Source organism: Salinivibrio sp. ML198 (assembly GCF_001996015.1).
Classification (GTDB): Bacteria; Pseudomonadota; Gammaproteobacteria; order Enterobacterales; family Vibrionaceae; genus Salinivibrio; species Salinivibrio siamensis.
Window position 1 is genome coordinate 207,775 of sequence record NZ_MUEZ01000002.1, and the last position, 22,779, is coordinate 230,553.

A 22,779-nucleotide genomic window follows, 5' to 3' on the forward strand; every position below is an offset into this window, starting at 1 on the left:
CTCAATGTGAGGTTAAGACTGTTCAGCCGCCGTCAAGGGTGACGGTTGGCTGACGGGCTTAAGCACCGCATAAACCAAACCAGTTACCAGCGTACCTGCGGCAATGGCGGCTAAATACATCAACACCGGACTGATTGCGTTCGGGATCAACAGCACAAAGAGGCCACCGTGTGGTGCCATCAGTTTTGCACCAATTAGCATAGATATCGCTCCTGTCAGTGCACCACCTGCGATGCACGATGGGATCACTCGCATTGGGTCTTTGGCCGCAAATGGAATCGCCCCTTCCGAGATAAAACACAGCCCAAGCACAAACGATGCTTTACCCGCCTCTTGTTCTGCATCATTAAATTTACGCTTGGCTAAGAACGTCGATAGCCCCATCCCTAGCGCCGGCACCATACCTGCCGCCATAATGGCTGCCATCGGCATATAGGTACCACTCTCAATCAGGCCGACGCCAAAGGTATACGCCGCTTTGTTGACGGGACCGCCAAGGTCAAAGCACATCATCGCGCCCAAAACGACGCCAAGGATCACCGCATTGGTCGAGTTCATACCCTGCAAGAAGCTGGTAAGACTTTCCATGGCAACAGAGACAGGCCCGCCCACGACATAGATCATCACCAAACCGGTAAACAAACTGGCTAATAAAGGGATCACGAGAATGGGTTTAAGGGCTTCCATTGAGGCCGGCAAACTGACTTTGTCTGCCACAAATTTAGCACTGTAACCGGCGATAAAACCTGCCAGTATCCCCCCTAAGAACCCAGCACCGGTAGACGCGGCAAGCATACCACCAATCAAGCCGGGCGCCAGACCAGGGCGATCTGCAATTGAGAAGGCAATAAACCCGGCCAATACCGGTACCATCAGCGCGAATGCACTGCCGCCACCAATTTGCATTAATGCCGCCGCAAGCGTCCCTTCTTCTTTGAACGCCTCGATACCAAAGACGAACGAGAGCGCGATAGCCAACCCGCCGGCGACGACCAGAGGGAGCATATGTGATACGCCTGTCATCAAGTGCTTATAGACACCTGAGCGCTCACCTTGGTTGGCACTGCTGTTCGATGAACTCGCTTGCGTTGTTTGATAGACCTCTGCGTTAGCAAGCGCATCATCGATCGTCTGCGACGCTTTTTTCAACGCCGTGCCCGTACTGGTTTTGTATAAACGTTTACCCGCAAATCGGCTCAAGTCGACCTCAATATCCGCCGCGATAAAGACGAGATCCGCCGCTTCAATTTCCTGATCTGTTAATGCATTTTTCGCACCTACCGAGCCACGTGTCTCAATTTTGACCTGATAACCTTTCGCTTTAGCCGCTTCTTCAACCGCTTCTGCCGCCATAAAGGTATGCGCAACACCGGTAGGACACGCCGTAATACCCACGATGCTGACGGTGCTGCTCTCGCTTTGCGTCTGCGCGTGATACGGCTGTGCATGATTCGCGGCGGCATCCAATACCGCTTGGGTATCGGCCATCACTTCATTCAAGCTTGCTTGATAGACAGGCTTGCCGTTAAAGCGGTCCGACTCTTTTGGCTCCCCCACCAAAAGAACACGGTCAGCGTTTTCAATATCAGTTGTCGATACCGCCTGGGTTGGTTGTACACTGGACTGACACTCGATCTGTGCCGTCCATCCTTTTAACATCACGGCCTTTTCTAACAGCCCAGCCGCGATAACGGTATTGGCGACGCCACTTGGGCACGCCGTCACAATCACCAGATTCATACCTTTTACCCCACTCATGGATTGGTTTTATTACGCGTGCACTGACAGCTCAACAGGCGACACGCTGATTTTTTCGATTAATTGGTTCACGTCTTTACGATTGCGCACACCGACCCCCACTTGGGTGACAGCAAGCGCAGAGATAGCGACCGCGCGACACAGCGCCGCCTCTTTGCTTAGGCCGGCCTGGCATCCTGATACCAGCCCTGCCACTAAAGAATCCCCCGCCCCAACGGTACTCACCACTGATTGCGCAGGCGCCACAGCCTTAAGCCAGCCTTCCTTATCGCGCCAAAGCACCCCATCGACGCCGCGAGAAATAACCACATTCGCGATCCCCTGGTTAAACAATTGCTCACCGCGCGCCAGCAACACGGCTTGCTCATTGCTAATCGGCGCGTTGAGGCATTGAGCCAGTTCAGCTTCATTAGGTTTAACCAACCAAGGGGTTGCCTCAACGGCTGCGCGTAAGGCATGCTGACTGGTATCAACAACCACTTTTTTCCCTGCATCGCGCAAGGTGGTTATCCAAGCGGTCAACTGCTCGGTCGAGACGCCGGGAGGTAAACTGCCCGCAAGCACGATCCACTCATGGTGCTCAGCCAGACTAAGCAACCGCGCCGTCAATGCCTCAATATCGGCCTGTTCAACCGCCATACCAGGAAAATTCAAATCAGTGACACGTCCCGCTTTTTCAACCAGCTTGACGTTGGTGCGGCTAACGCCCGGTACACGCAAAAAGTGATCGGCAATGCCGTGTTCGGTAAAAAGGTGGGCAAACGGGTCTTGGTTATCTGCGCCAAGAAAACCTGACGCTGCGACCGTCGCGCCCAAATCCGTTAAAACACGAGCGACATTGACGCCTTTTCCCGCCGGGTGCAGTGTATAGTTTTGCACCAAATTGACATCACCAGGCTGCAACGCACTGACTGAGCCTGTCATGTCGAGTGCGGGATTGAAGGTTACGGTCAGAATGGCACTCATGCGTTCTCTCCCAACCCATCTTTAATGGCATCACCCAGTGCCGCAATCGCTTGTTCGGCGTCGCTTCCTTGGGCGGAAAACTGTAACTGGTGCCCATGTTTCACCCCAAGCGCGATCACTTTCATCAAGCTTTTTGCGTTAACCGGCGCCGACTGGGTGGAAGCGTTGGCAACCTGTATATCAGCACTGAATTTTTTCGCCGTATTGACCAACATCGCCCCAGGACGAGCGTGCAAACCATGCGCATTCGTCACCGTATACAGCCCTGTTGGCCCCTCTGCGGTGGGCGCTTCAGACGGCGCCGCTGTATGAGGTTGTACGGGGGCGGGTTCAGCAGACAACGCATCAACCAGCGCTTGTGGCGAGTAACGGCCAGATGCCGCCAGTTGTTTATCAAGCTTCCATTGCATCAAGGTATTGAGCACAGGAAGATGCGCACGGTTGTTGGCTGCGACACACCAAAGCGCACTGACCGACAGGGATTGGTGAGACAATGACGTCGCAGGCATCACCAACGACAATCCGCTCTGCAGTACACCGTCTCCCACACCGAGCAACCAATGCCCTTCACCAAGGTGCACCGGCTGGCCAGCGACGGCTTGGCTTACGCCATCGCTATTTAAACAGTGATGATTTTTGAGCAATCCCGCGCCCACGGCTTGCAAGGTGGTGATATCTGACGCTGGAAAGCCAGTTAACACCATGTCGCTGCTAAACGTGAAGGCCTGAGTATCCGCCGTTTGCCCATTGAGCAAAGCAACCAGTTGCTCTGCCGCCGACGCCGTTTTTAGTTGTTGCTCTATGCCGTCTTGTGACAGCACACGCGTCAACTGACGTAAGATACTCAAGTGTTCATCTGATTTAGCGGCGATACCAATGGCCACGTAAGCGAGGTTTCCCTCTCCCCAGTCAACACCCTGGGGAAAATGAAACACTTGTACCCCTGTTTGTTTAACTTGATCGCGGGTATCCGTTGTGCCATGCGGGATGGCAATACCGTTGCCCAGATAGGTACTGGTTTGGGCTTCTCGCGCCAGCATACCGTCTTGATAGCCCGCGTCGACTAGCCCTTTTTGGGTGAGTGCTGCGGCCATGGCTTTGATAGCCTCGTGCTTAGACGCCGCGTGTTGCTGCATATGAATATCGTGTACGTTAAGTGCCAACATGAGGTCGTTCCTCTTTTTTCAGTGCCGCGGCACGGGTTGATGTTGTCGTCGGCCACATCAGTATCACTGAGACATGGCGGACATATTGGTTGGTCGCAAGTCACCGTTCATTGGCCGTGTTCGCGTTTGACTTGCCACATTCGCTTTACCTAAAAACTGAAACGATTCAGCTTTTAGGTAAAGCGATAGACATTGCTCCCGGCGTTTGGTCAATCTCTTCCACTTATAAGTGCCGGAAGAGATAAGCCGCATCGTCTTTCCAGCATCTTGAGATCAGCCGCCAATAATTGACACAAGCTGAAACCTTTCAGCTTTAAGGCTGAATCGTTTTAGCTTATAATGCAAATAAATTATGGATCTGAAGTGCGTAAACTTTGATCGCATTCACAAAGCCATCAGTAACGATCGGCCTACTTAAGGATCGCTTTATGAAGCTTGATGAAATTGCCCGTCTTGCCGGTGTATCACGCACAACGGCAAGTTATGTGATTAATGGCAAAGCCGACCGTTATCGGATCAGTGAAAAAACGCGAGCACGCGTGATGGCTGTGGTCGAACAACACAATTATCAGCCGAACCGCGCCGCCACAGCCTTGCGTGCAGGCACCACACAAACGCTTGGTTTAGTCGTTCCTGACTTGGCGAACACCAGTTACGCCACGTTGGCAAAACTCTTTGAACGAAAAGCCCACGATCAGGGCTATCAGGTTATTATCACGGGCTCTGATGACGACCCAGAACGAGAAAAAATAGTGGCTGAGACCCTCGTCTCCAGGAAAATTGATGCGTTAATCGTCGCCTCTTGTTTGCCTGCAGATAATACCTTCTACCCCAAATTACAACAGCAAGGCACTCCCATCATTGCCATTGACCGTGGGCTGGATGCCAACCAATTCGCGAATGTGCTGAGTGATGATGAAAAAGGCGCTTACCAGCTCACCGAGATGTTAATTGCCCCAACGGATGTCTATCAAGCAGGGCTGATTGGGGCCGTCCCATCGCTGGCCATCTCACAAGACAGGGAGAACGGCTTTCGTGGTGCATTAGCGGCACAAGGCGTAGATGGACAAGTGCGTTACGGCCAAGCTTTTAGCCGTGCTGAGGGACAAAGGCTCATGACAGAGTGGATTGAAGCTGGTGACTTACCCGATGCTTTGCTCACCACGTCCTTCACGCTGTGTGAAGGGGTGCTGGACGCCATTAGGCAAACAGGTATCGCCCCTACTGCACTGTATTTTGCCACCTTTGGTGATAGCCGCATCCTCGATTTTCTTCCTTTCGGCGTGCAGTCTCTCCCTCAACAATTTGAAGCAATTAGCGACGCGGCGCTCAGTCTCGCGGTGTCGGCCGCGCAAGGAGACAACCATCCTGGGGTTATCACGGTTGAACGCCAACCGATTTGGCGCCCCCATCAAACACAAGCCTGGGTCGGGCTGGGTTAATAGCCTGTCGCTTCCATAAAGCCTCGGCCTGTGGCACTGCCATGCACTTCCACAGGCCCTTCCCAATAGGGAAAGCTCAAGTCCATCCAGCTCTGTGGGTTAAGTGGTTGAGTGATAAGGCTAATGTCCTCACTGGGCACTTTGATCTGCCAACGAATCGGCAAGTTAGCGCCCTCCGCCATCTTGGCATGACTGACCGGCAGCATACGAATATCATCCTGGCTCAGCGTCACGACTCGGCCATCAGGAAACAGTAATGAACCAAACATAAACGGCTCGGTGCCGCGTATTTGGGTAACCATTAACGCACGGCCATCATCTAAGTTAAGCCCAAACCAATCCCATCCCGTTTGTTCGGCGGCCATCGCACCACTCGACCACTCCTTATCAAACCAGCCTTTTCCTGTCACGGGAATGGTTTCACCCGCAATGGTTAGCACACCCTTGACGGTTAGCTGTGGCAAAGAAAAATAATACGAAGCCGACGGCTGACTGGCATGACGGACACTATATCCCTCTTCACCATGCTTGACCTGTTGTCCATTTTCGCGCACCTCCAACGTAAAGCCTACTTGCTTACCTTGCGCAGGCCACATTGCACGCACATTGGCAGGAAAAGGTTGTTTACCGCCCTGCCATTGCCAGTCGTCTAACCAAGCTTCAAAAGGTGACAGCGTCACTCCTGCTTGATCAATCCCACCACGGGCAAAGCGCTCCGACTCCCATTGTTTATCATCGCTCGTGATAGCGACATGCGCCATATACAGCTGCTGACTCGCCCATCCTTCTTTACGATCCGGTGCTAATGCGCGGCGAAACAATGTCCATTGCACGCCATACGCTTTTCCATTAGCGTCGGTTAAGGTCGCGGTCAAATACCACCATTCAGTGGCAAAGTCTGAGTGTGCCGCCATGTCTTGGGGATAGGAAGGCGTATGGTCTCGGGTTACAGGGGCAAAGCCACTTTGCGAATCAAAAACGGCAAAATTTCCACTGGTATCAGGAGACGATGCGGACTGCTGACCCCACCATACCAGCGCGCCGAGCGCGATGATCACTCCGCCTCCTAACAATGAACGTATCATTTTCCGCTTCCATCGCTGAATCACTTCACTGCCTCTTTTTTACTGCGCATCACGCAACGACGCCGCCGCGGTGCGTTTTAGCATGCGATGAACAGGCCAAGCCCCTGCGACCATAAGCGCCAACATGGATAGCCCGATCGTGGTGGCATAGCTGATCGGGAAGACGCTCATGGTCATGGTCCACCCAAACGATGCTTTCAGGACAACATGGATCAACATGCCCGCCAGCACAAGCCCCAACGGGATAGCAATCAGCGCACTGGTGAGACCAAGCAACACTAACTGTCCTCCCCCGAGCGCAATGAGCTCACGCCCTGACAGGCCAAGGTAACGTAGCAAGCTGTATTGCCGTTGGCGCGATAGCTCGGTCGCCAAAGTCGAAAAGAACAACCCACATATCGCGACAACCAACATCAGTGCACACAAGCTTTCGGTCACAGTAAACGTGCGATCAAAGATACGCATTGCATAACGCATGATATCCGCCTGGTTTTGCACCTGCCCGGTGGTCAGCGAAAAACGGTGATTGATGCGATCAACGAATTGCTCTGTTTGCGTGTCCTGATTCAAGACCACCGCCAGTGATGATCGGCCTTGCTTTAGCCATTGTCCCGCATCACTGCGTGTAGACACCACAAGCTGGCCGTAGGGGTTGCCATAATCGTAATAGATCCCAGCAACCTGCCACCGCTCGCCCATCGGCGCGGGAAGGTTAATGCTCTCCCCCACGCCCACGCCAAATTTAGCCGCTAATGCCTCGCTGAGTAATACGGCACGTTCTTGGTGCACTTGTGCCCAATAATCAGGCTGAGCCGCCTTCATCGCCAACGTTTGTTTCTCAGACGGACGGTTTCCTACCGACAGCACTTCAAGCCGCCCTTGGTTTGCCGTCAGCTCACGCCGGTAGCTGGTCCAAAATTGCGCCACGTCTTTATTGTTGACCAACCATGTTTCCATCTCATCGAGAGCGGCATGGCTCGGTCGAACATAAACGTCCGCAGCCAAGCGCTGCTGTAGCCAAGTTTCAGTGCTGGTGCGAAAGCTACCGACCATGGTTTCCATACCAATATGCGCCGAAATCGCGAGCATAAATGCCATCGCCGCCACACCACGGTAACTTAAACTTGCCGCCGCATCGGTGAAAAACCATCGCCATCGCGCGCCCGCATAGGCTGCTGCGCTGGCATGAAACAGCCCGCCACACAAATATGGCAGCGCTAAAGCAGCACTTAACATGGTAAAGGCAATCAAGGTAAAGCCTTGCCATTGGCTGGTCTCCCGATACGATACGCCCCACGCCGCCACGCCAAGCAACACCGCTAAAATCGCCTGCACGGCATACTCTCGATGTGTGCCACGCATCAAGGTCATCCGTTGCGATAAGCGCCCTGGTGAGGTGCTGACTAAGCGCACCAGCGGCCAAGCGGATGCCATCGCCGCCCCCAAAATAGCGAGGAGTAAACTGTAGAGTCCCCATTGCCACTGCCAATGCATGACTAAAGTGATATCTGCGCCGTACAAATCAGACAAGGTCGTAGCAACCGCGGGGAGTAATTGGTTGGCAAGCAACATACCCAACACATTGCCACTGACCACGCCAAGTAGCACCCAAAGTAATAACTCTGTCGCCATAACACCAGAAAGCTGGCGTCCATCAACGCCTAGCTGCCGAAGGGTACCGACCAAGGGCTGACGCTGGGTCATGGAAAGGGAAATCGCCTGATAAAAAATAAACAGCCCCACCACAAAGGCCAATAATCCCATCGCAAGCAAATTTAAGTGAAAAGCACGGGTGAGTGGGCCTAGTTGGGTTGATTGGGTTTTGGTCAGCGTCAAGGCTGAAGGTAAATTGTCACGAATCGTTTGTCGTTCCGCTTGAGACAAATCCCCGCATAACACCTCGGTAAACCCAGTACGAGGCGAAAGCTTACGCAGTAGCGCCATATCCGCCACCAAGTAGGTGCCCATACTCAGCGCATCATTATCGATAATACGCAAAGGGCCGATCGGCGGGTAATCCAGCAAATCGATCATTTGCCCCTCTTCCCAGCCTTTGTGCTCAGCCATGGCTTCTCCTACATAGACAGGATAAGGCACTGAAATGGCATCCATGGGAGACAATGAGGGGGCGTCATCTGTACGCTGATTCGCGATAAATGGCAGCATCGCGATCGCATCCACTCCCATCAGATGAATATCGCTAAGTGACGGTGTCACAACGTCGAGACGATCAATCGGCACACATTGCGTCAAGCCTTGACGGCGCAAGCCAATGTAAAAAGCATGCGGCACGCGCTGTGTTCGCTCGGTATGATGAATGCTAAACGGGTACGGATTGCTAAAAAGCTGTGCACCTTGGCGATAGCTTTGCTGCGCATGCTGGTTTATCGATAACACACCAACCAGCAAAGAGACACCCAGGGTTAACCCAAGCCAGACGAGAAAGACTTGAAACGGATGGCGGCGATAATGCCCCCATAAAGCGCTAGCGACGGGCCCGAACACTGAGCACGCCTCCTTGTAGCCCCACACTACCTTGCAAGTAGCTGGCCACGGTATCACTGTGTGTCACCAATAGCAGCCCAGCTTCCTGCTGACCGGTTAGCGTGATAAGCAGGCGCATCACCGCGTCCGCATTACGCTCATCCAAACTTCCCGTTGGCTCATCGGCAAGTAGCAGTTTGGGCGACATATATAACGCACGTGCGATGGCGGCGCGCTGCTGTTGACCACCAGACACTTCTTCTGGGTAACGATTGAGCAATGGCATCAAGTCAAGCTGAGAGACAATTTGTCGCCACAGACAACCGTCTTCTTTCAAGCCTTTTAATTGGCGACAAAAGCGAATATTATCCGCAATAGAGAGGGTGGGAAGCAGGTTAAACTGTTGGAAAATCAAGCCGATGTTTTGACGTCGAAACTGCGTGCGTGCCGCCTCGCTCAATCGGTGAAGGGGGGTATCGTCAAACCAGATCTCGCCACTGTCGGGTTTATCCAATCCCGCAATCAAATTTAACAAGGTACTTTTACCCGACCCACTTTCGCCCATCAACGCCAATTGGCTAGTCGACGACAGCGACATCGCGGCGCCTTGCAGCACAGGGTGGAAATCGCTCCCATCCTGATAACCTTTACACAGCCCTTTAATTGCTAACATGCCAATGCACACCCTTATAGTGTCTTAAAAACAGCAATAAACGAGAACTAGGTCACACTGTTTGATTAATTTGGCAATGTACCCCAATTAAGAGGCTGAGAAAAGCGTTAAAACCGATGGGCAGCTTCCCAATTTATATTTCGTTTATCCTTAGCCATCATTAACAAGATTATTTAGCCAAACGCCTGACTTCACCCGAATCAAGGACCCTATCCATTTGACCACTTCTTCCACTCCCAGCAGCACATACACCCAATAAACCGGCCACTCAAAAACCGCCGCGGCGGCCAATACGACAGGAATGCCGATGAGCCACTGTGCAACAAAATCTTGCCCCAAGCAGTAGCGCACATCACCACCAGCACGCAGTACCCCAACAATCATCGCCATGGGGATCGTTTTCACCACAATCAACGCACACATCGCCCAATAAAAATAAGCCGTGATCTGTGCGGTCTCACCCGTTAATGCAGGGAAGAAACTTAACACCCAGGGCTGAATCATCAACATCAAACAGGCAATTGCCACGCCGGCGATAAAATTAAATACCGCCACCTGCCAGGCTTGGTGGTAAGCGGTGTCCGTTTGTTGCGCCCCAAGGTTATTGCCGACCAAAACGGCGGCAGCATTGGCGGTGCCAATCAAAAACGACAGTGAAAGTGACTCGACGGGCGTGATAACCGCAATAGCCGCCAAGCCTGCTTCGTTAACGTGACCGATAATCGCGTGGTAAACGAACAAGCCTGACGACCACATTAAAAAATTAAATGCCGTCGGTAACGAAAGTGATAAAAAGCGCTTTACGGCGAGTAACGTTAATGACGCACGCCAATCAGCCAAAGAGAAGGCAACCAAGTGTTGACGGCGATACAAATAGACATACAAGGCAACAACCTCAACCATACCGCTAAGTACAGTCGCCACTGCTGCCCCTTTCGAACCCAGTTCAGGCGCGCCCAGATTACCGAAGATAAATACCCAGTTGAGCACCACGTTGACACTGATCCCGACCCCACTAAAAAAGGTGCTGATCCCTGGCTTATGCATGGCACGAAGCCCGGCAGCCAACCCGGATACACTGGCCAGACAAAACAGGGATAAACCCGCAATTTGCAAGTAGTCTTGGCCCAGCGCAATAACGGTGGGATTATCACTGGCAAACCCCACAATGACATCTGCATAAGCCCAAAAGACAAACGCACTTAACGCCGCCGTGGCATTGGTTAAAGTCACAGTCAGCGCCGTTTTTTCACGAAAGCCTTGCCGATCACCCGCGCCCCAATATTGTGCCACCAGCATAGAGCCGCCGGTCATGGCGCCGAGAATCAGTAAGGAGGAGACAAACATCGCTTTACCGGCAATACCAATGGCGGCGACATCCGCTTCACTCAACTGTCCCACCATCAGGATATCGACCAAACTGCGGCTCGAAAACATCATGGTTTGCAGCGCAATCGGTACCGCAATTAAAAGTAAGCGTTTTAAAAACACAGGATCAAAGAAAGGACGGGAAAGTACGGTCACACACGACTCCAACCTATAGGTAACCTGGTTAGTTTACGTGCCTTTAAAACAGAAAAAAACGCCCGAGGGCGTTTTCTTATCTGCGAAGACATTCCGATTAATGTGGCATCACCATTAAGCCATCGGCTTGATTGTTCGGCCAAATACGGTACTCAGCATGGTATTTGACGATCGATTTATAGGCAGTCACTCTCGTCGGTGCTATCCATGCCTGATGCGCCCAGGCTACTACCGCCTGCTCAGGCCCCCGGACATAAACGCTCAGTGGTGAGACCAAGCGCTGCTCATCATCAAAAGCCGATTGCATCGCGTCTGGACACACGGCCATTGAATGCTGCCCACCTGATATGATTTTCACTTTTCGGTCAATCGTATCTTGTGTATGCACGCACCAACCCGCTTCAACCGCACAATCAATCCACTGCTGTAATTGCGATTTGTAGACAGGCTTGGCAGGTTCGCCAACCGGAAACCACTCGGCATACACTGTTTGGATTTGAGCAAATTCAGCGCCGAGACCCGCCTGCGTGCCGGCACTGCGGGCACGTTGAGTCCAGCGTTGTAAGTCCGCTTTAACGCTGTGATGAAAACGTTGTTGCTTCACCGCTTGCGCCACCCAACGACCAAGAAACGCCTCACGCGCATGGGGCGCATCGGCCACTTTTTTGGCGGCGATCGCTGCCGCGAGATCGTCAAAGGCGGCGGCCATCACAGTTTGAATTTCGGTGACATAACTCATGGTTCTTTGCTTGCCATTAGCCAATAGAAAGCGGCAGAGAGTATCGCACAAAGGGCGATCGCGCCAACCATCCCCCAGGGCGTACCGTCTGAAGCAACGGCAACCCCTGCACCAACCAACGAGCCGATACCAAACCGCATTGTCCCCGCTAAAGAAGACGCGGTGCCTGCCATTTGCGGATAGCAGGCCAACAAGCAAGCCATGCTGTTGCTGCCGATGGTTGAAATTACCCCAACATACATCATCACTGGAATCACAGTGCCCCAAAGCCCAATGTCTAACCATTGGAACACGGCAATGGCTATCCCCGCAGCCAGCTGCAATCCCAGACCTAAGCGCAGCATCCAATGCGAGCCCATTTTGCGCACCAAACGGCCATTAATAAAGGTCATCACAATCAGACAGACAATGTTTAACGCGAACAAGTAGCCAAACATCTTCGCGCTCACACCGTAATAATCAATGTAAACAAATGAGCCTGCGGTTAAGAAAGAGAACATCCCAGCAAAGGAAAACCCAGAGCAGAAGATCATTCCTACGGCAAACGGTGTTTTAAGCATGCGGGCATAGTTACGCAATGACGCGCCAATACGCATAGGCGGACGATTGTGTTTAGGTAAGGTTTCAGGGATCCGGACAATAATGCAAAGCATCACAAAACACGCCCAACCGGCCAGTACCCAAAAGATCGCGCGCCAATCAAACCAAGTGAGCAAATAGCCACCAATCATCGGTGCCGCTAAAGGCGCAATCGTCATCACCAAGGTGATAAAAGACATGGTGCGCGCAAACTCCTCGCGCTCAAACATATCACGGACCAAGGCTTGAATAATGACGGCGGCAGCGGCTCCGGCAAACCCTTGCGTTGCACGTACAACTGTCAGTACGTCGATATCTTGAGCCATCGCACTGACCACGGCACAAATGAAAAACAGTGCCACACCGGCCAGCATCACCGGTTTTCGACCATAACTGTCAGAAATCGGACCATGAAAAAGCTGTCCAATGGCAAAGCCGGCCGTGTACGCAACCAAGGTTGATTTCACCGCACTGCTTGGTGCATTTAAATCCGCGGCAATCGCTGGCATCGCCGGGAGGTACATGTCGATCGCTAACGGTGTCAACGCAGCAATCGCACCAAGCACCAAGATCAAAAGCCAGCTTAATTGAGTCGGGGACGACGTGACAGCCGATGATTGCGACATAACTCTCCTTAACGTAAAAGACAGGACAAAGGGAAATAACGTGAGCGTGGTCAAAGTGTAACAATTTATTGTGTCGCCGTGGGAAAGAATGTCTTTCTTTTGGTCACGTTGTCGTAACACATGCCTCTCGATGAGCAATAAAAAAGCACAGCCCATGCTGTGCTTACCGTTACTCACCGAGCGCCAACAATGACGGGGCTAACCAGTCACCTACGTTAACCCAGTAACGCGATCTCTTCGTCTGTTAATGGACGATATTCACCAGGCTCTAAGTGTTCGTCTAAGACCAAGTCACCGATTGACTCTCGATGCAACGCATCGACTTTATTGCCCACTGCCGCAAACATACGTTTTACTTGATGATACTTGCCCTCTTGAATAGTGAGCAGTGCCTCATAATCATCAACTTTCTCGAGGGTTGCCGGTAGCGTGGGTTGCTTCTCGCCTCGTAGCATCACCCCTTCTTCAAAGGCTTTTGCCGTCTCCGCGCTGATCGGATCAGCCAGCCACACACGGTAGGTTTTGGTGCACTGATGTTTAGGAGATGTAATACGATGTGACCACTGACCGTCATCGGTAAACAACAGCAGTCCCGTTGTGTCCGCATCCAAGCGCCCAGCAATGTGTAACTTTTCCGCATTGACTTCATCGAGCAATACAAAGACCGTCGGATTAAACGCATCCTCATGCGAGCACACCACGCCAGCAGGCTTGTGCATCATAAAATAGCGCGGGCCTGACAACGTAAGGGCACGTCCCTCAAACGCCACTTCCACTTGATCGCTCACTTTGACGGCACCCGACTTGATCACCTCACCATCAACCGTCACCAGCTCGCTTTTAAGCACACGCCCTGCTTGCTTTCGTGTCACCCCTAAGGTTTCACATAAAAATTTATCTAATCGCATATTACCGCTTATTGCACCTTTGTTTGCCGCGGATTATACGTCACATTGCGGCTCAGACACAGATCAAGTTTTACGAGATCTGACGGAAAAACACGCCGTGATAGGATAAACTGATTGTCATCGTCCAGGTGATGGACATATGACAATGCAAGCAAAACCCAACGCTTTTTGCTGAGACGCCGAGTCTGTCACAACCTGCTAATCAAAATATTGTTGGTGATTGAGCATGCCAATTTGGCGAGTATGATACGGTCGTCTTGACCAATCAGTGATAAAGAAGGAAACACCATGATTGTCTCTCTTCGCCGCCCCGACGCCGATGCCTTTGAAACCTTATTGACGCTGTCACACGAACAGCACGACCACGAAGCGCTGCCCTTTGATCGTACTCCCGTCACGGCCACTTTCAACACCTTGCTCTCACAACCCGAGCGTGGTGATGTTTTTCTGATTGATGTTGAGCATGAGGGAGAAACCGAAACGATTGGCTTTTTAGTCGTCGCTTACAGCTTCAGCGTGGAAAACGGCGGTAGCGTCGGTGTGATAGACCAATTCTTTATCCAACAAAGATGGCGGCGGCAAGGCGTGGGGTCGCAAGTGATCCCACACGTTGAAGCGCGAGCCAAAGAAAAAGAGTGTGTGGCCGTCATCCTCGAGGTCAATATTGGCAACAAAGGCGCTCGACTTTTCTATGAGCAGTTCGATTACCAGCCTCGCCGCCAGCACTGCATTATGACTAAACGACTTTAATTCTGTACCTGACGTCACAAGTCAGTAAACTAAACGGCCTCATTTAGGCCGTTTTTTCGTTATGTATACCCTACGCCCCTATCAATCTGACGCGGTTAAAGCCGTGCTGCATTATTTTCGCCGCCATACGTCTCCTGCTGTCGCCGTGTTACCGACCGGTGCGGGAAAAAGTTTGGTGATCGCAGAGCTCGCACGTATCGCCAAAGGTCGAGTACTGGTGCTCGCTCATGTGAAAGAACTTGTCGAGCAAAACCATGCCAAATATGAAGGCTATGGATTAACGGGCGGGATCTTTTCCGCTGGACTCGGCCGCAAAGACTCTGACGACAAAGTGGTTTTTGCGTCAGTTCAGTCAGTGGTAAGAAACTTGGATGCCTTTGCAGACCAGTTTTCCTTACTGGTGATAGATGAGTGTCACCGTGTTCCTGACAACCAAGACAGTAGTTATCGCCGCGTCATTGCGCATCTGCAAACGGTCAACCCTGGCCTCAAAGTGTTGGGACTCACTGCCACCCCTTATCGACTCGGACAAGGCTGGATTTATCAATACCATACCAGTGGCAAAGTGCGCACGACTGCTTCCCGGTTTTTCCGTGACTGTGTTTTTGAGCTGCCGATTAGTCACTTACTTGATGAAGGCTTCCTTACCCCTGCCCATGTTCTGGATGCACCGCTACTTAGCTATGACTTTTCCCAAGTATCACGCACCGCGAACGGTTATTATCGGGAAGCGGATCTCGAGAAGGTGGTTGCCAATGCCCCTCGCGCGACACCGCAAATTGTCGAACAAATTATTGCATATGCACAAGAACGCCAAGGGGTGATGATCTTTGCCGCCACGGTCAATCATGCGCAGGAAGTTCTCTCTTATTTGCCGGACGGTTCCGCCGCGTTGATCGTGGGTGACACGCCTGGTATCGAGCGAGATCGCTTGATCAGTGCTTTCAAACAAAAAGCGCTCAAATACTTAGTGAACGTATCGGTACTCACGACCGGCTTTGATGCGCCTCATGTGGACTTGATCGCGATTTTACGCCCCACGGAATCGGTCAGTCTCTATCAACAAATTGCCGGGCGTGGTCTTCGCCTCGCGCCAGGAAAGCAAGATTGTTTGATTCTCGACTACGCCGGGAATGTCTACGACTTGTACCAACCAGAAATAGGCATGCCCAAACCTGATAGTGACAGCGAGCTGGTGACGATTCCCTGCCCCGCATGCGGGTTTAATAACAGCTTTTGGGGAAAACTGGACGACAATGGCTTTTTGATTGAACACTATGGCCGCCAGTGCCAAGGCTATTTTGAGGATGAAGATGGCGAACGCGAGATCTGTGGTTACCGCTTTCGCGCCAAGTTTTGCGATGAGTGTGGCGCCGATAACGATATTGCCGCACGTCGCTGTCACCAATGTGACGCCCCCTTAATTGATCCAGACAAAACACTCCGTGAAGCACTCAAGCTCAAGGATGCACTCGTGGTCGCATGCACCGACATGACCCTCACCGCGGGCAAAAACCGCTATCAAAAACCACAACTTAAAGTGACCTATCACACCCACGAGGGCAACGATTTACACGAGGTGTGGCCGCTGGCCAGCAAAAAACAAAAACAAGACTTCCTGGCACGATTTGTCCGACCACACCTGGTCGATCGGCACCGCCCCTTCGACGCCACCGCCCCGACCAAAGTGGCCGCGTCACAGCACCGATTTCGTCCGCCCGACTTTGTGATTGCACGTAAACAAGGCCGATTCTGGCATCTGCGTCAGAAAATCTTTGATGTGGAGCGCTTTATTGGCCAAGACAGGCTAACGGCCATGTTAGCGCAAAGCCGAGGGCAAGCCTTCGCAGAATCCGACGCGAGTTGAAAGCACTAAGGGTCCATTCAAAGACGCCTCCACGAGCAAAAGGCACCGTGTGGGCGGCTTGGGCGGTGATGAATCCCGCCTATAAAGCTTGTTTTAGTGGTCAAGCAGTGCTAATATCCGCGCTCGTTTTTGGGTACTGAGTTAGGTCGCTACGCTCAGTACTGTGTTTTCACTCTAAAGAGAGTTATTAATTATGTTTAAGTTCGAAGCTGAAGTACGTACAGAAAAGGGTAAAGGTGCGAGCCGCCGCCTACGTCATCAGAAGAAATTCCCTGCGATCGTTTACGGTGGCAACCAAGAGCCTGTATCAATCGCACTTGACCACCCAGTGGTTGTTAACCAAATGGACAAGCCTGAGTTCTACGAAGGCATCATCCTGGTTATCGATGGCCAAGAAGTAAAAGTTAAGCCACAAGACATCCAGCGCCACGCGTTCAAGCCAAAAGTTGAGCACATGGACTTCATCCGCATCTAATCGCATTTGCGATCATGATGAGATGAGAGAAGGCGCCTTCGCGGCGCCTTTTTCATTGTGAGTTCTTCCTCTGCTTTTCCTTCCCTACCTCGTCATCTTCTTCACGAACACCACCACAAAGAGCGCCATGGTAAAGCTCCCCAGAAATGCCTCAAAAGCAGCAATAAAGCGAGCAAAGCCAGACGGTGTAATATCGCCATATCCTAGGGTGGTAAAGGTCACCACACTGAAATACAGCGCATTCAGCAACTCATAAAAGCGGGCTTCGACGCCAGTCAGATCCGGATAAATCGGGTTGGCTTGTGTGGTACCCAGCGCAAAATACGCCAGCGCACAAGACGCAATCACTAATACGGAAAAAATCACTACCCGTAACGGATCCTCACCGTAACCACAAAACAAATCGACCGTCTTCGATAGTGCGCGCTGAAAGCCGAGCTTCGGCATCTGATAACGGCGAAACCGCATTTCCTTTTTGAAAAAATATCCCGCTACATCAAACAGCCCTTGTTTTTCACATTGTTTGCGGATGTTGCGGCATACCTCTTCCGATTCTTGGAACAAAGATTGACGCCGAGACGGATCCTTTTCCAAAAAAGCCAACCGCTCTTGCTTAAGTTGCGCACCCCAATCGACATTTTCGAGCCCCGTGCGCGCCATATCCGCCCCCAATAAATTGCTACCATCGAGACGGGTACAATTAAGGTTGGCGCGCAGCAAGTTCGCTTTCATTAGCGACGCATTGCGTAAGTCCAGGCCAAAGCAATGGGCTTCGGTTAAATTCGCACGATAAAAATCCGCACCTTGGCACGAGTAACCTTGCTTGTTACCACGATTGACCAAATGAATGTCAGTCAAGTTGGTGCGCGCCAGCTGAAAACCATCCAGTGGCCGGCCCGAAGCTGCCCACGCTTCTACATCCGCTTTTACGTCATGGTGTCGCTTGTCAATGTTAGGATCATGCCAATAGCAAAGACCGGACTCACCCGCTTGCTGATCACATTGCCACCCATTACGCGCTTTAAACCCACATACTTTACCGCTCATCGCTCGCCCTCCTATTTCTATTTTAGAAAGGACGTGCCAACTCGCCAGCGAACATGCCGTTCAATCAAGGGAGAGGGAAAGCAAATAACTAAGACGAGGAGTCGTCGTTTAGTTCATCGAACAAAGAAGGTTGGTAAGGCAGGGGCTCTGCGTCTAAAGCCGCGTCTTGCGCCTGTTTTCTTTTCGCGCGCAAGATGCGCAGGTAGCGCTGATGGCAAAGGCGGACGACATTGCGTTTTTGCTCGTTGGTAAACGCATACCAGTGAACACGCTCGTCGCGGCTGCGAAAGCATCCTTTGCAATAGCCTTTGTTGTTGACCTGACAGATGCCTTTACACGGGTTCGGCACCTCGAAAAAATCGAGCTGTTCCACGTCGACCTCCCTGCTGATTCTTTCATTCAAGCGGGTGGGCAACGAAATTGCAAATTTAGATTAAAACAACCCCAGTTGCGGCAGCGCCAACGTATCAAACTCTTTGCCGATAAAGGGCAAAATGCCGTCAGCAATCGGTTTTAACTGTTTATCAATATAATGCTGGTAATCAATCGGGCTACGCAAATAATCGCAGGGTTCCGGGCCATTTACCGTGATCACGTATTCTATCCAGCCACCCCGCTGGTATTGCTCGGGACGCCCAAGTTTACGGTTTTCACTTTCTGCCATCCGCGCCGCGCGCACGTGCGGTGGCACATTTTTTTGATACTCTGCCAATGGTCGGCGCAGCCGTTTGCGATAGACCAATGCATCGTCATGCTCACCCTGGTTGGTACGCTCTACGATGTCGCGAATAAACCCGTCTACTTCGTCACCATCAAACACACGTTGGTACAACTGTTTTTGGAAGGTTTGTGCCAACGGGGTCCAATCGGTACGAACGGTTTCTAACCCCTTAAACACCAGTGTTGCCTCGCCAGACTGTCTGTCTACTACGCGGCCGGCGTAGCGCTTTTTACTGCCCGTTTCTTGACCCCGAATGGTGGGCATGAGAAAGCGTTGGTAATGGGTTTCGTATTCGATTTCTAAGGCCGAGTCTAACCCATATGTGTCGCGTAAATGGCTTTGCCACCACCGATTGATTTCACTCACTAATTGCTGACCAATACGGTCCGCTTGTTCGCTCGATTGCTCACCGCCCAAGGACACAAACGTCGAGTCCGTATCGCCATATATGACCTCAAAGCCCTGCGCCTCAATCAATTCACGGGTGGTTTTCATGATTTCATGGCCACGCATGGTAATCGACGATGCCAAACGATGATCAAAAAACCGACACCCTTGTGAGCCCAGCACCCCATAAAAGGAATTCATTATGATTTTTATCGCTTGTGAAAAGGCTTTTTCACCGGCTTTTTTTGCCCGGTCACGGGCTTGCCACAAATCATCAATCAAGGCGGGGAGATAATGTTTTTCACGATGAAAGACGCCGCCTCGAAAGCCTGGCACCGTGTCCGCGTCCTGCCCTGCCTCTTGCGCTCTAAGTCCTTCGATAAGCCCCAAGGGATCGATAAGGAAGGTGCGGATAATAGAGGGATACAGCGATTTGAAGTCCAAGACCAACACCGAGTGGTACAACCCAGGCTTTGAGTCCATCACATAACCGCCGGGGCTTGCTATCCACCCTTCACTGGCAAGGTTAGGCGCCACATATCCCGATCGGTGCAGGCGTGGTAAAAACAAGTTGGTAAAGGCCGCTACCGAGCCCCCTACACGGTCAAGCTCCACCCCGGTTAACCGCGATCGTTCAATGAGAAAGTCGAGTAAATGGGTGTGATCAAATATACGGTTGACTAAAACACAGTCTTGTAAGTTGTAGGTGGCCAGTGCGACTTTGTCGTGATGAAACATGCGATTGATGGAGGCCATGCGATCATGGGGATTATCAATCGCTTTTCCCTCTCCCAATAACGTTTGTGCAACCGCCTCTAGCGCCCATGAACGAAACCCATAAGTCGCGGTTTTTAGTGCGTCGATACCATCAATCACCACCCGCCCCGATAAACTGATAAAGCCAGGTTTATTGCTCCCCCCATCCCGCCAATAAGCTCGCTCTCCGCCGCGCCCAAGACGTAGATCACGTTGATAGATGTGGGCGCGCTTCACAAGCAAGCGAAAGTCAAAATCAATCACATTCCAACCCACCACAACGTCAGGATCGTAATAGGCAAACCATCTTTCTAGCGCGCTCAGTAATGCTTCTTCGTCATCGACCCACTCTATCCAATCAGGGGCATTGTCTTGCGGGCTGCCCACCATGATCACTCGGCTGTCTTTTTCACTCGCGAGCCCCACTGAATAAAGTTGCCCTTTTTGTGAGCATTCAATATCCAAAGACACATGATGCAATGCGGGGGTGTAGTCTGCTTGTTTCGCTTTGCCTTGCGTCACCTCTAGGTAACCTTGACGTTGACGTGCTTGACCGGTGAACAACAAGCTGCCACAAATGTACCGCTCCATTAAATAGCGGTCGGCGAGCCGAATATCCCCTTCATACAAAGGAATAGCCGCCCCGCTTATCACCCTCTGCCCCTCTTGCGCGCGCTTCACACTACTGAAATAACAAGCCGCCACGGGGGTGTGTTGAAAGGTGGATAATGACACCGCTTTACAGTAAGCGTGAGGGTCAACCGATGGGAGTAAAGCATCCACTCGCGCTTTTTCTTCTTGAGGCACAAAAAACACGCTTTGCTGATCATCAATACACAGCTTTACGGGACCATCTGGCGTCGATAGCCACAGTACAATCGACGTGGTTTGGCCACGATCACGCTGTTGGCGCGTGATCACGAAGCCTTGCTGCATGTAGGACGAAGAGAGTGAGGGCACAGGCGTTATCACGGTTGCATTGTGTAGGTCATGCGTTCAGTGTAACAAACCCCACCAACCACTGTATAGATAAACAGCCCTAAGTAAGTTGGTCGGGATCCTCAGCGCGCCCGGCAACACCAATGACAACTACCCCAACCACCACGACCACAGCCGCGCTAGTGAGTCGCATATTCATCATGCTACTTTGATCCCAAGCCACCAGACCCATTAAGGCGAGCAAGACGGCCACCCAAATGAGCTGTTGTGCCAACAATCTCTGGGTTGATGCCATCATGCGCCAAAATACCCCAACAGCGAACACAAAAAATGCACCAGCAAGGACAGCAAACCCAACACCGCGCAGCGAAAGAAAACCATTGGGTAAGGTAAAGATGATTAGGGGCAGCACCAACAATAAACTCATCCGTAAACTGGTCGCCACGATGACGTCGGCTTGATGAGCACCTTGGGTCACTTGTAGCCAAAAACTCGCCCATGCAGCACCACTAATCAGCCCTAGCACCATACCTAACGGACTGGGGGCATACATGCCCGGCGCGAGTAAATATCCCAGTCCCGCGAAAATCAACATTAACCCCATCCACAACCAATGTTGATGCGTTGAACGGGATACCAGCCCCAAGACACCTTGCACACTCGCCACCACGACCAATCCCAAGGTGGCGATATCAAGTAATCGGCAGGCGAATACCGCGCTGGTCACCGCCAGGAAAAGCAAGCCTGCAAGGCGCCATGTGGTAAAAGGCGGCATTTGACGCGAGGCGAGAGCTTCCCCTTGCCAACGGTTGGCCACGTCCTTTAGCGGGGAAAATCGCTGCCCTACCAACGCCATGACGGCGGCAGATAACAACCAAAGGCCAATGTAACTGGCCGGATCAATCCATTGATTAATCACACGGCGGCCCACCTCGGCATTGATCACCGCAACCACAACCACCACTAACGCGCCAATGACACGATTCGCTCTTTTCATTCGTCCTCATACCTTATTACTGATTCTTTCAACAAGACCGAACGCAGCCACCCATTCTTTCAACCCTTTGTTGTCTCTTGCGGACGCGATACAATACGCGTTTGTTCGTTTCCGGGAAGTATGCATGTCAGATCCGAAAAGCAAAGCGCTCAAAAAAATTGCTAAGTGTCTCGAGCTCAGCAATTCCGCCAATGTGAATGAGGCAGCGCAGGCGATCAAAATGGCCGAGCGGCTGATGCGTAAGCATGGCCTCGACCAGGACGACATTGACTTCATCAGCATGGGCAAAACGCGCTCAGAAAAGCTATTACCCGCTTCAATTGGCCAATCGATCTTAAAAATCATTCGCGGTATCAATAGCCGGTTTGAGGTGGAGTGTGTGCTCGTCAATCACAAGGGGCTAAAGCAGGCCGAGTTTATTGGTGATGCAGACCGTGCCATCTTTGCGGCCTTTGCCTTCGATGTGGTCTATCGTGATATGAATGAACATATCGGCCAGTTTCGCAATAGCTTTGCAGGCACTGGCACCAGTACGCAAGAGGTGACGCGGCGCGTACAGTCATTTACCACAGGCTGGCTTGAGGGCGCGCTCGATAAACTTCCTCAGCTTGACGCGCGTGATAGCGACGACAAAATCAAAAGCTATATCGATAAAGAGTTCGCCAATATTGACCGCGAGACCTTTAAGCAGCAACTGAAAGAAGCCATGGCGGCCATGACCGATGACTACGAGCGTGGAATGAAAAAGGGCCGTGAAATCTCAGTCAGTCGTCCCGTAAGTGGTCAAGGCCCTCAAAAGCGTCTGACGGGAACCCACAAGTCATAATCTTGTTGAGTGACAGGCCGGCTTATGTCCGGCCTGTGTCAGCACTTTCCCATCGATAAGACAC

The 22,779-nt window shown here is 51.9% G+C and carries 19 protein-coding genes; 5 read left to right on the forward strand and 14 right to left on the reverse strand.

Annotation, left to right across the window (positions count from 1 at the left end):
* Window positions 1-12 precede the first annotated feature (12 nt).
* The 3 genes from fruA to fruB are packed head-to-tail and all read right to left on the reverse strand — an operon-like array spanning window position 13 to window position 3,890.
* The gene (gene fruA, locus BZG25_RS02325) at window positions 13-1,740 is read right to left on the reverse strand and encodes a PTS fructose transporter subunit IIBC (RefSeq protein ID WP_077577790.1); all 1,728 of its coding nucleotides are present in this window, start codon (window positions 1,738-1,740) and stop codon (window positions 13-15) included.
* Window positions 1,741-1,770: 30 nt separating this feature from the next.
* Entirely contained in the window at window positions 1,771-2,724 is a 954-nt protein-coding gene (pfkB, locus tag BZG25_RS02330) for a 1-phosphofructokinase (RefSeq protein WP_046073192.1), read from the reverse strand.
* On the reverse strand, window positions 2,721-3,890 hold the full coding sequence (gene fruB, locus BZG25_RS02335) for a fused PTS fructose transporter subunit IIA/HPr protein (protein ID WP_077577789.1): 1,170 nt from the start codon (window positions 3,888-3,890) through the stop codon (window positions 2,721-2,723). The genes pfkB and fruB overlap by 4 nt, the downstream gene beginning before the upstream one ends.
* A gap of 428 nt (window positions 3,891-4,318) precedes the next feature.
* Between fruB and cra the strand changes: the two genes are divergently transcribed.
* Window positions 4,319-5,332, forward strand: a complete 1,014-nt coding sequence (gene cra, locus BZG25_RS02340; RefSeq protein WP_077577788.1) for a catabolite repressor/activator — start codon at window positions 4,319-4,321, stop codon at window positions 5,330-5,332.
* Here the strand turns inward: cra and BZG25_RS02345 are convergent.
* The 7 genes from BZG25_RS02345 to rsuA form a co-directional block, all read right to left on the reverse strand.
* The gene (locus tag BZG25_RS02345; protein WP_077638480.1) at window positions 5,329-6,417 is read right to left on the reverse strand and encodes a lipocalin-like domain-containing protein; all 1,089 of its coding nucleotides are present in this window, start codon (window positions 6,415-6,417) and stop codon (window positions 5,329-5,331) included. The genes cra and BZG25_RS02345 overlap by 4 nt on opposite strands.
* Window positions 6,418-6,456: 39 nt before the next feature.
* Complete coding sequence (locus BZG25_RS02350) at window positions 6,457-8,922, reverse strand: FtsX-like permease family protein (RefSeq protein WP_077638481.1); 2,466 nt, start codon at window positions 8,920-8,922, stop codon at window positions 6,457-6,459.
* Complete coding sequence (locus BZG25_RS02355; protein ID WP_046073188.1) at window positions 8,903-9,574, reverse strand: ABC transporter ATP-binding protein; 672 nt, start codon at window positions 9,572-9,574, stop codon at window positions 8,903-8,905. Before BZG25_RS02355 ends, BZG25_RS02350 begins: the two co-directional genes overlap by 20 nt.
* Window positions 9,575-9,724: 150 nt before the next feature.
* Window positions 9,725-11,098 carry an MATE family efflux transporter gene (locus BZG25_RS02360; RefSeq protein WP_231637374.1) on the reverse strand — a complete coding sequence of 458 codons (1,374 nt, stop codon included), beginning with the start codon at window positions 11,096-11,098 and terminating at the stop codon, window positions 9,725-9,727.
* A 97-nt stretch (window positions 11,099-11,195) separates the two neighbouring features.
* Window positions 11,196-11,837 carry a DUF2913 family protein gene (locus BZG25_RS02365; RefSeq protein ID WP_077577785.1) on the reverse strand — a complete coding sequence of 214 codons (642 nt, stop codon included), beginning with the start codon at window positions 11,835-11,837 and terminating at the stop codon, window positions 11,196-11,198.
* Entirely contained in the window at window positions 11,834-13,042 is a 1,209-nt protein-coding gene (locus BZG25_RS02370) for a Bcr/CflA family multidrug efflux MFS transporter (protein WP_077577784.1), read from the reverse strand. The genes BZG25_RS02365 and BZG25_RS02370 overlap by 4 nt, the downstream gene beginning before the upstream one ends.
* A gap of 215 nt (window positions 13,043-13,257) precedes the next feature.
* Window positions 13,258-13,950: a 16S rRNA pseudouridine(516) synthase RsuA gene (gene rsuA, locus BZG25_RS02375; protein WP_077577783.1), complete on the reverse strand. Its 693-nt coding sequence runs from the start codon at window positions 13,948-13,950 to the stop codon at window positions 13,258-13,260.
* 288 nt (window positions 13,951-14,238) lie between these two features.
* Between rsuA and BZG25_RS02380 the strand changes: the two genes are divergently transcribed.
* The 3 genes from BZG25_RS02380 (at window position 14,239) to rplY (ending at window position 17,042) form a co-directional block, all read left to right on the forward strand.
* Complete coding sequence (locus tag BZG25_RS02380) at window positions 14,239-14,700, forward strand: N-acetyltransferase (RefSeq protein WP_077577782.1); 462 nt, start codon at window positions 14,239-14,241, stop codon at window positions 14,698-14,700.
* Window positions 14,701-14,761: 61 nt separating this feature from the next.
* Window positions 14,762-16,567, forward strand: coding sequence for a DEAD/DEAH box helicase (locus BZG25_RS02385; protein ID WP_046073182.1), 1,806 nt, complete (start codon window positions 14,762-14,764; stop codon window positions 16,565-16,567).
* Window positions 16,568-16,760: 193 nt separating this feature from the next.
* A complete protein-coding gene (rplY, locus tag BZG25_RS02390; RefSeq protein WP_046073181.1) occupies window positions 16,761-17,042 on the forward strand; it encodes a 50S ribosomal protein L25 in 282 nt (93 codons plus the stop codon).
* A gap of 84 nt (window positions 17,043-17,126) precedes the next feature.
* Here rplY and BZG25_RS02395 read toward each other — a convergent pair whose 3' ends face one another.
* The 4 genes from BZG25_RS02395 to BZG25_RS02410 all read right to left on the reverse strand — a co-directional run bounded on the left by BZG25_RS02395 (window position 17,127) and on the right by BZG25_RS02410 (window position 21,889).
* Window positions 17,127-18,089, reverse strand: a complete 963-nt coding sequence (locus tag BZG25_RS02395; protein WP_077577781.1) for an ion channel — start codon at window positions 18,087-18,089, stop codon at window positions 17,127-17,129.
* Between the two features lie 88 nt (window positions 18,090-18,177).
* Window positions 18,178-18,462 carry a DUF1289 domain-containing protein gene (locus tag BZG25_RS02400; protein WP_046073180.1) on the reverse strand — a complete coding sequence of 95 codons (285 nt, stop codon included), beginning with the start codon at window positions 18,460-18,462 and terminating at the stop codon, window positions 18,178-18,180.
* 60 nt (window positions 18,463-18,522) lie between these two features.
* Entirely contained in the window at window positions 18,523-20,889 is a 2,367-nt protein-coding gene (locus tag BZG25_RS02405; RefSeq protein WP_077577780.1) for a DNA polymerase II, read from the reverse strand.
* A 103-nt stretch (window positions 20,890-20,992) separates the two neighbouring features.
* A complete protein-coding gene (locus BZG25_RS02410; protein ID WP_077638482.1) occupies window positions 20,993-21,889 on the reverse strand; it encodes a hypothetical protein in 897 nt (298 codons plus the stop codon).
* A 124-nt stretch (window positions 21,890-22,013) separates the two neighbouring features.
* Here BZG25_RS02410 and BZG25_RS02415 point away from each other — a divergent pair, with 124 nt between their 5' ends.
* Window positions 22,014-22,715 carry a DUF2786 domain-containing protein gene (locus tag BZG25_RS02415; protein ID WP_077577778.1) on the forward strand — a complete coding sequence of 234 codons (702 nt, stop codon included), beginning with the start codon at window positions 22,014-22,016 and terminating at the stop codon, window positions 22,713-22,715.
* Window positions 22,716-22,779 lie beyond the last annotated feature (64 nt).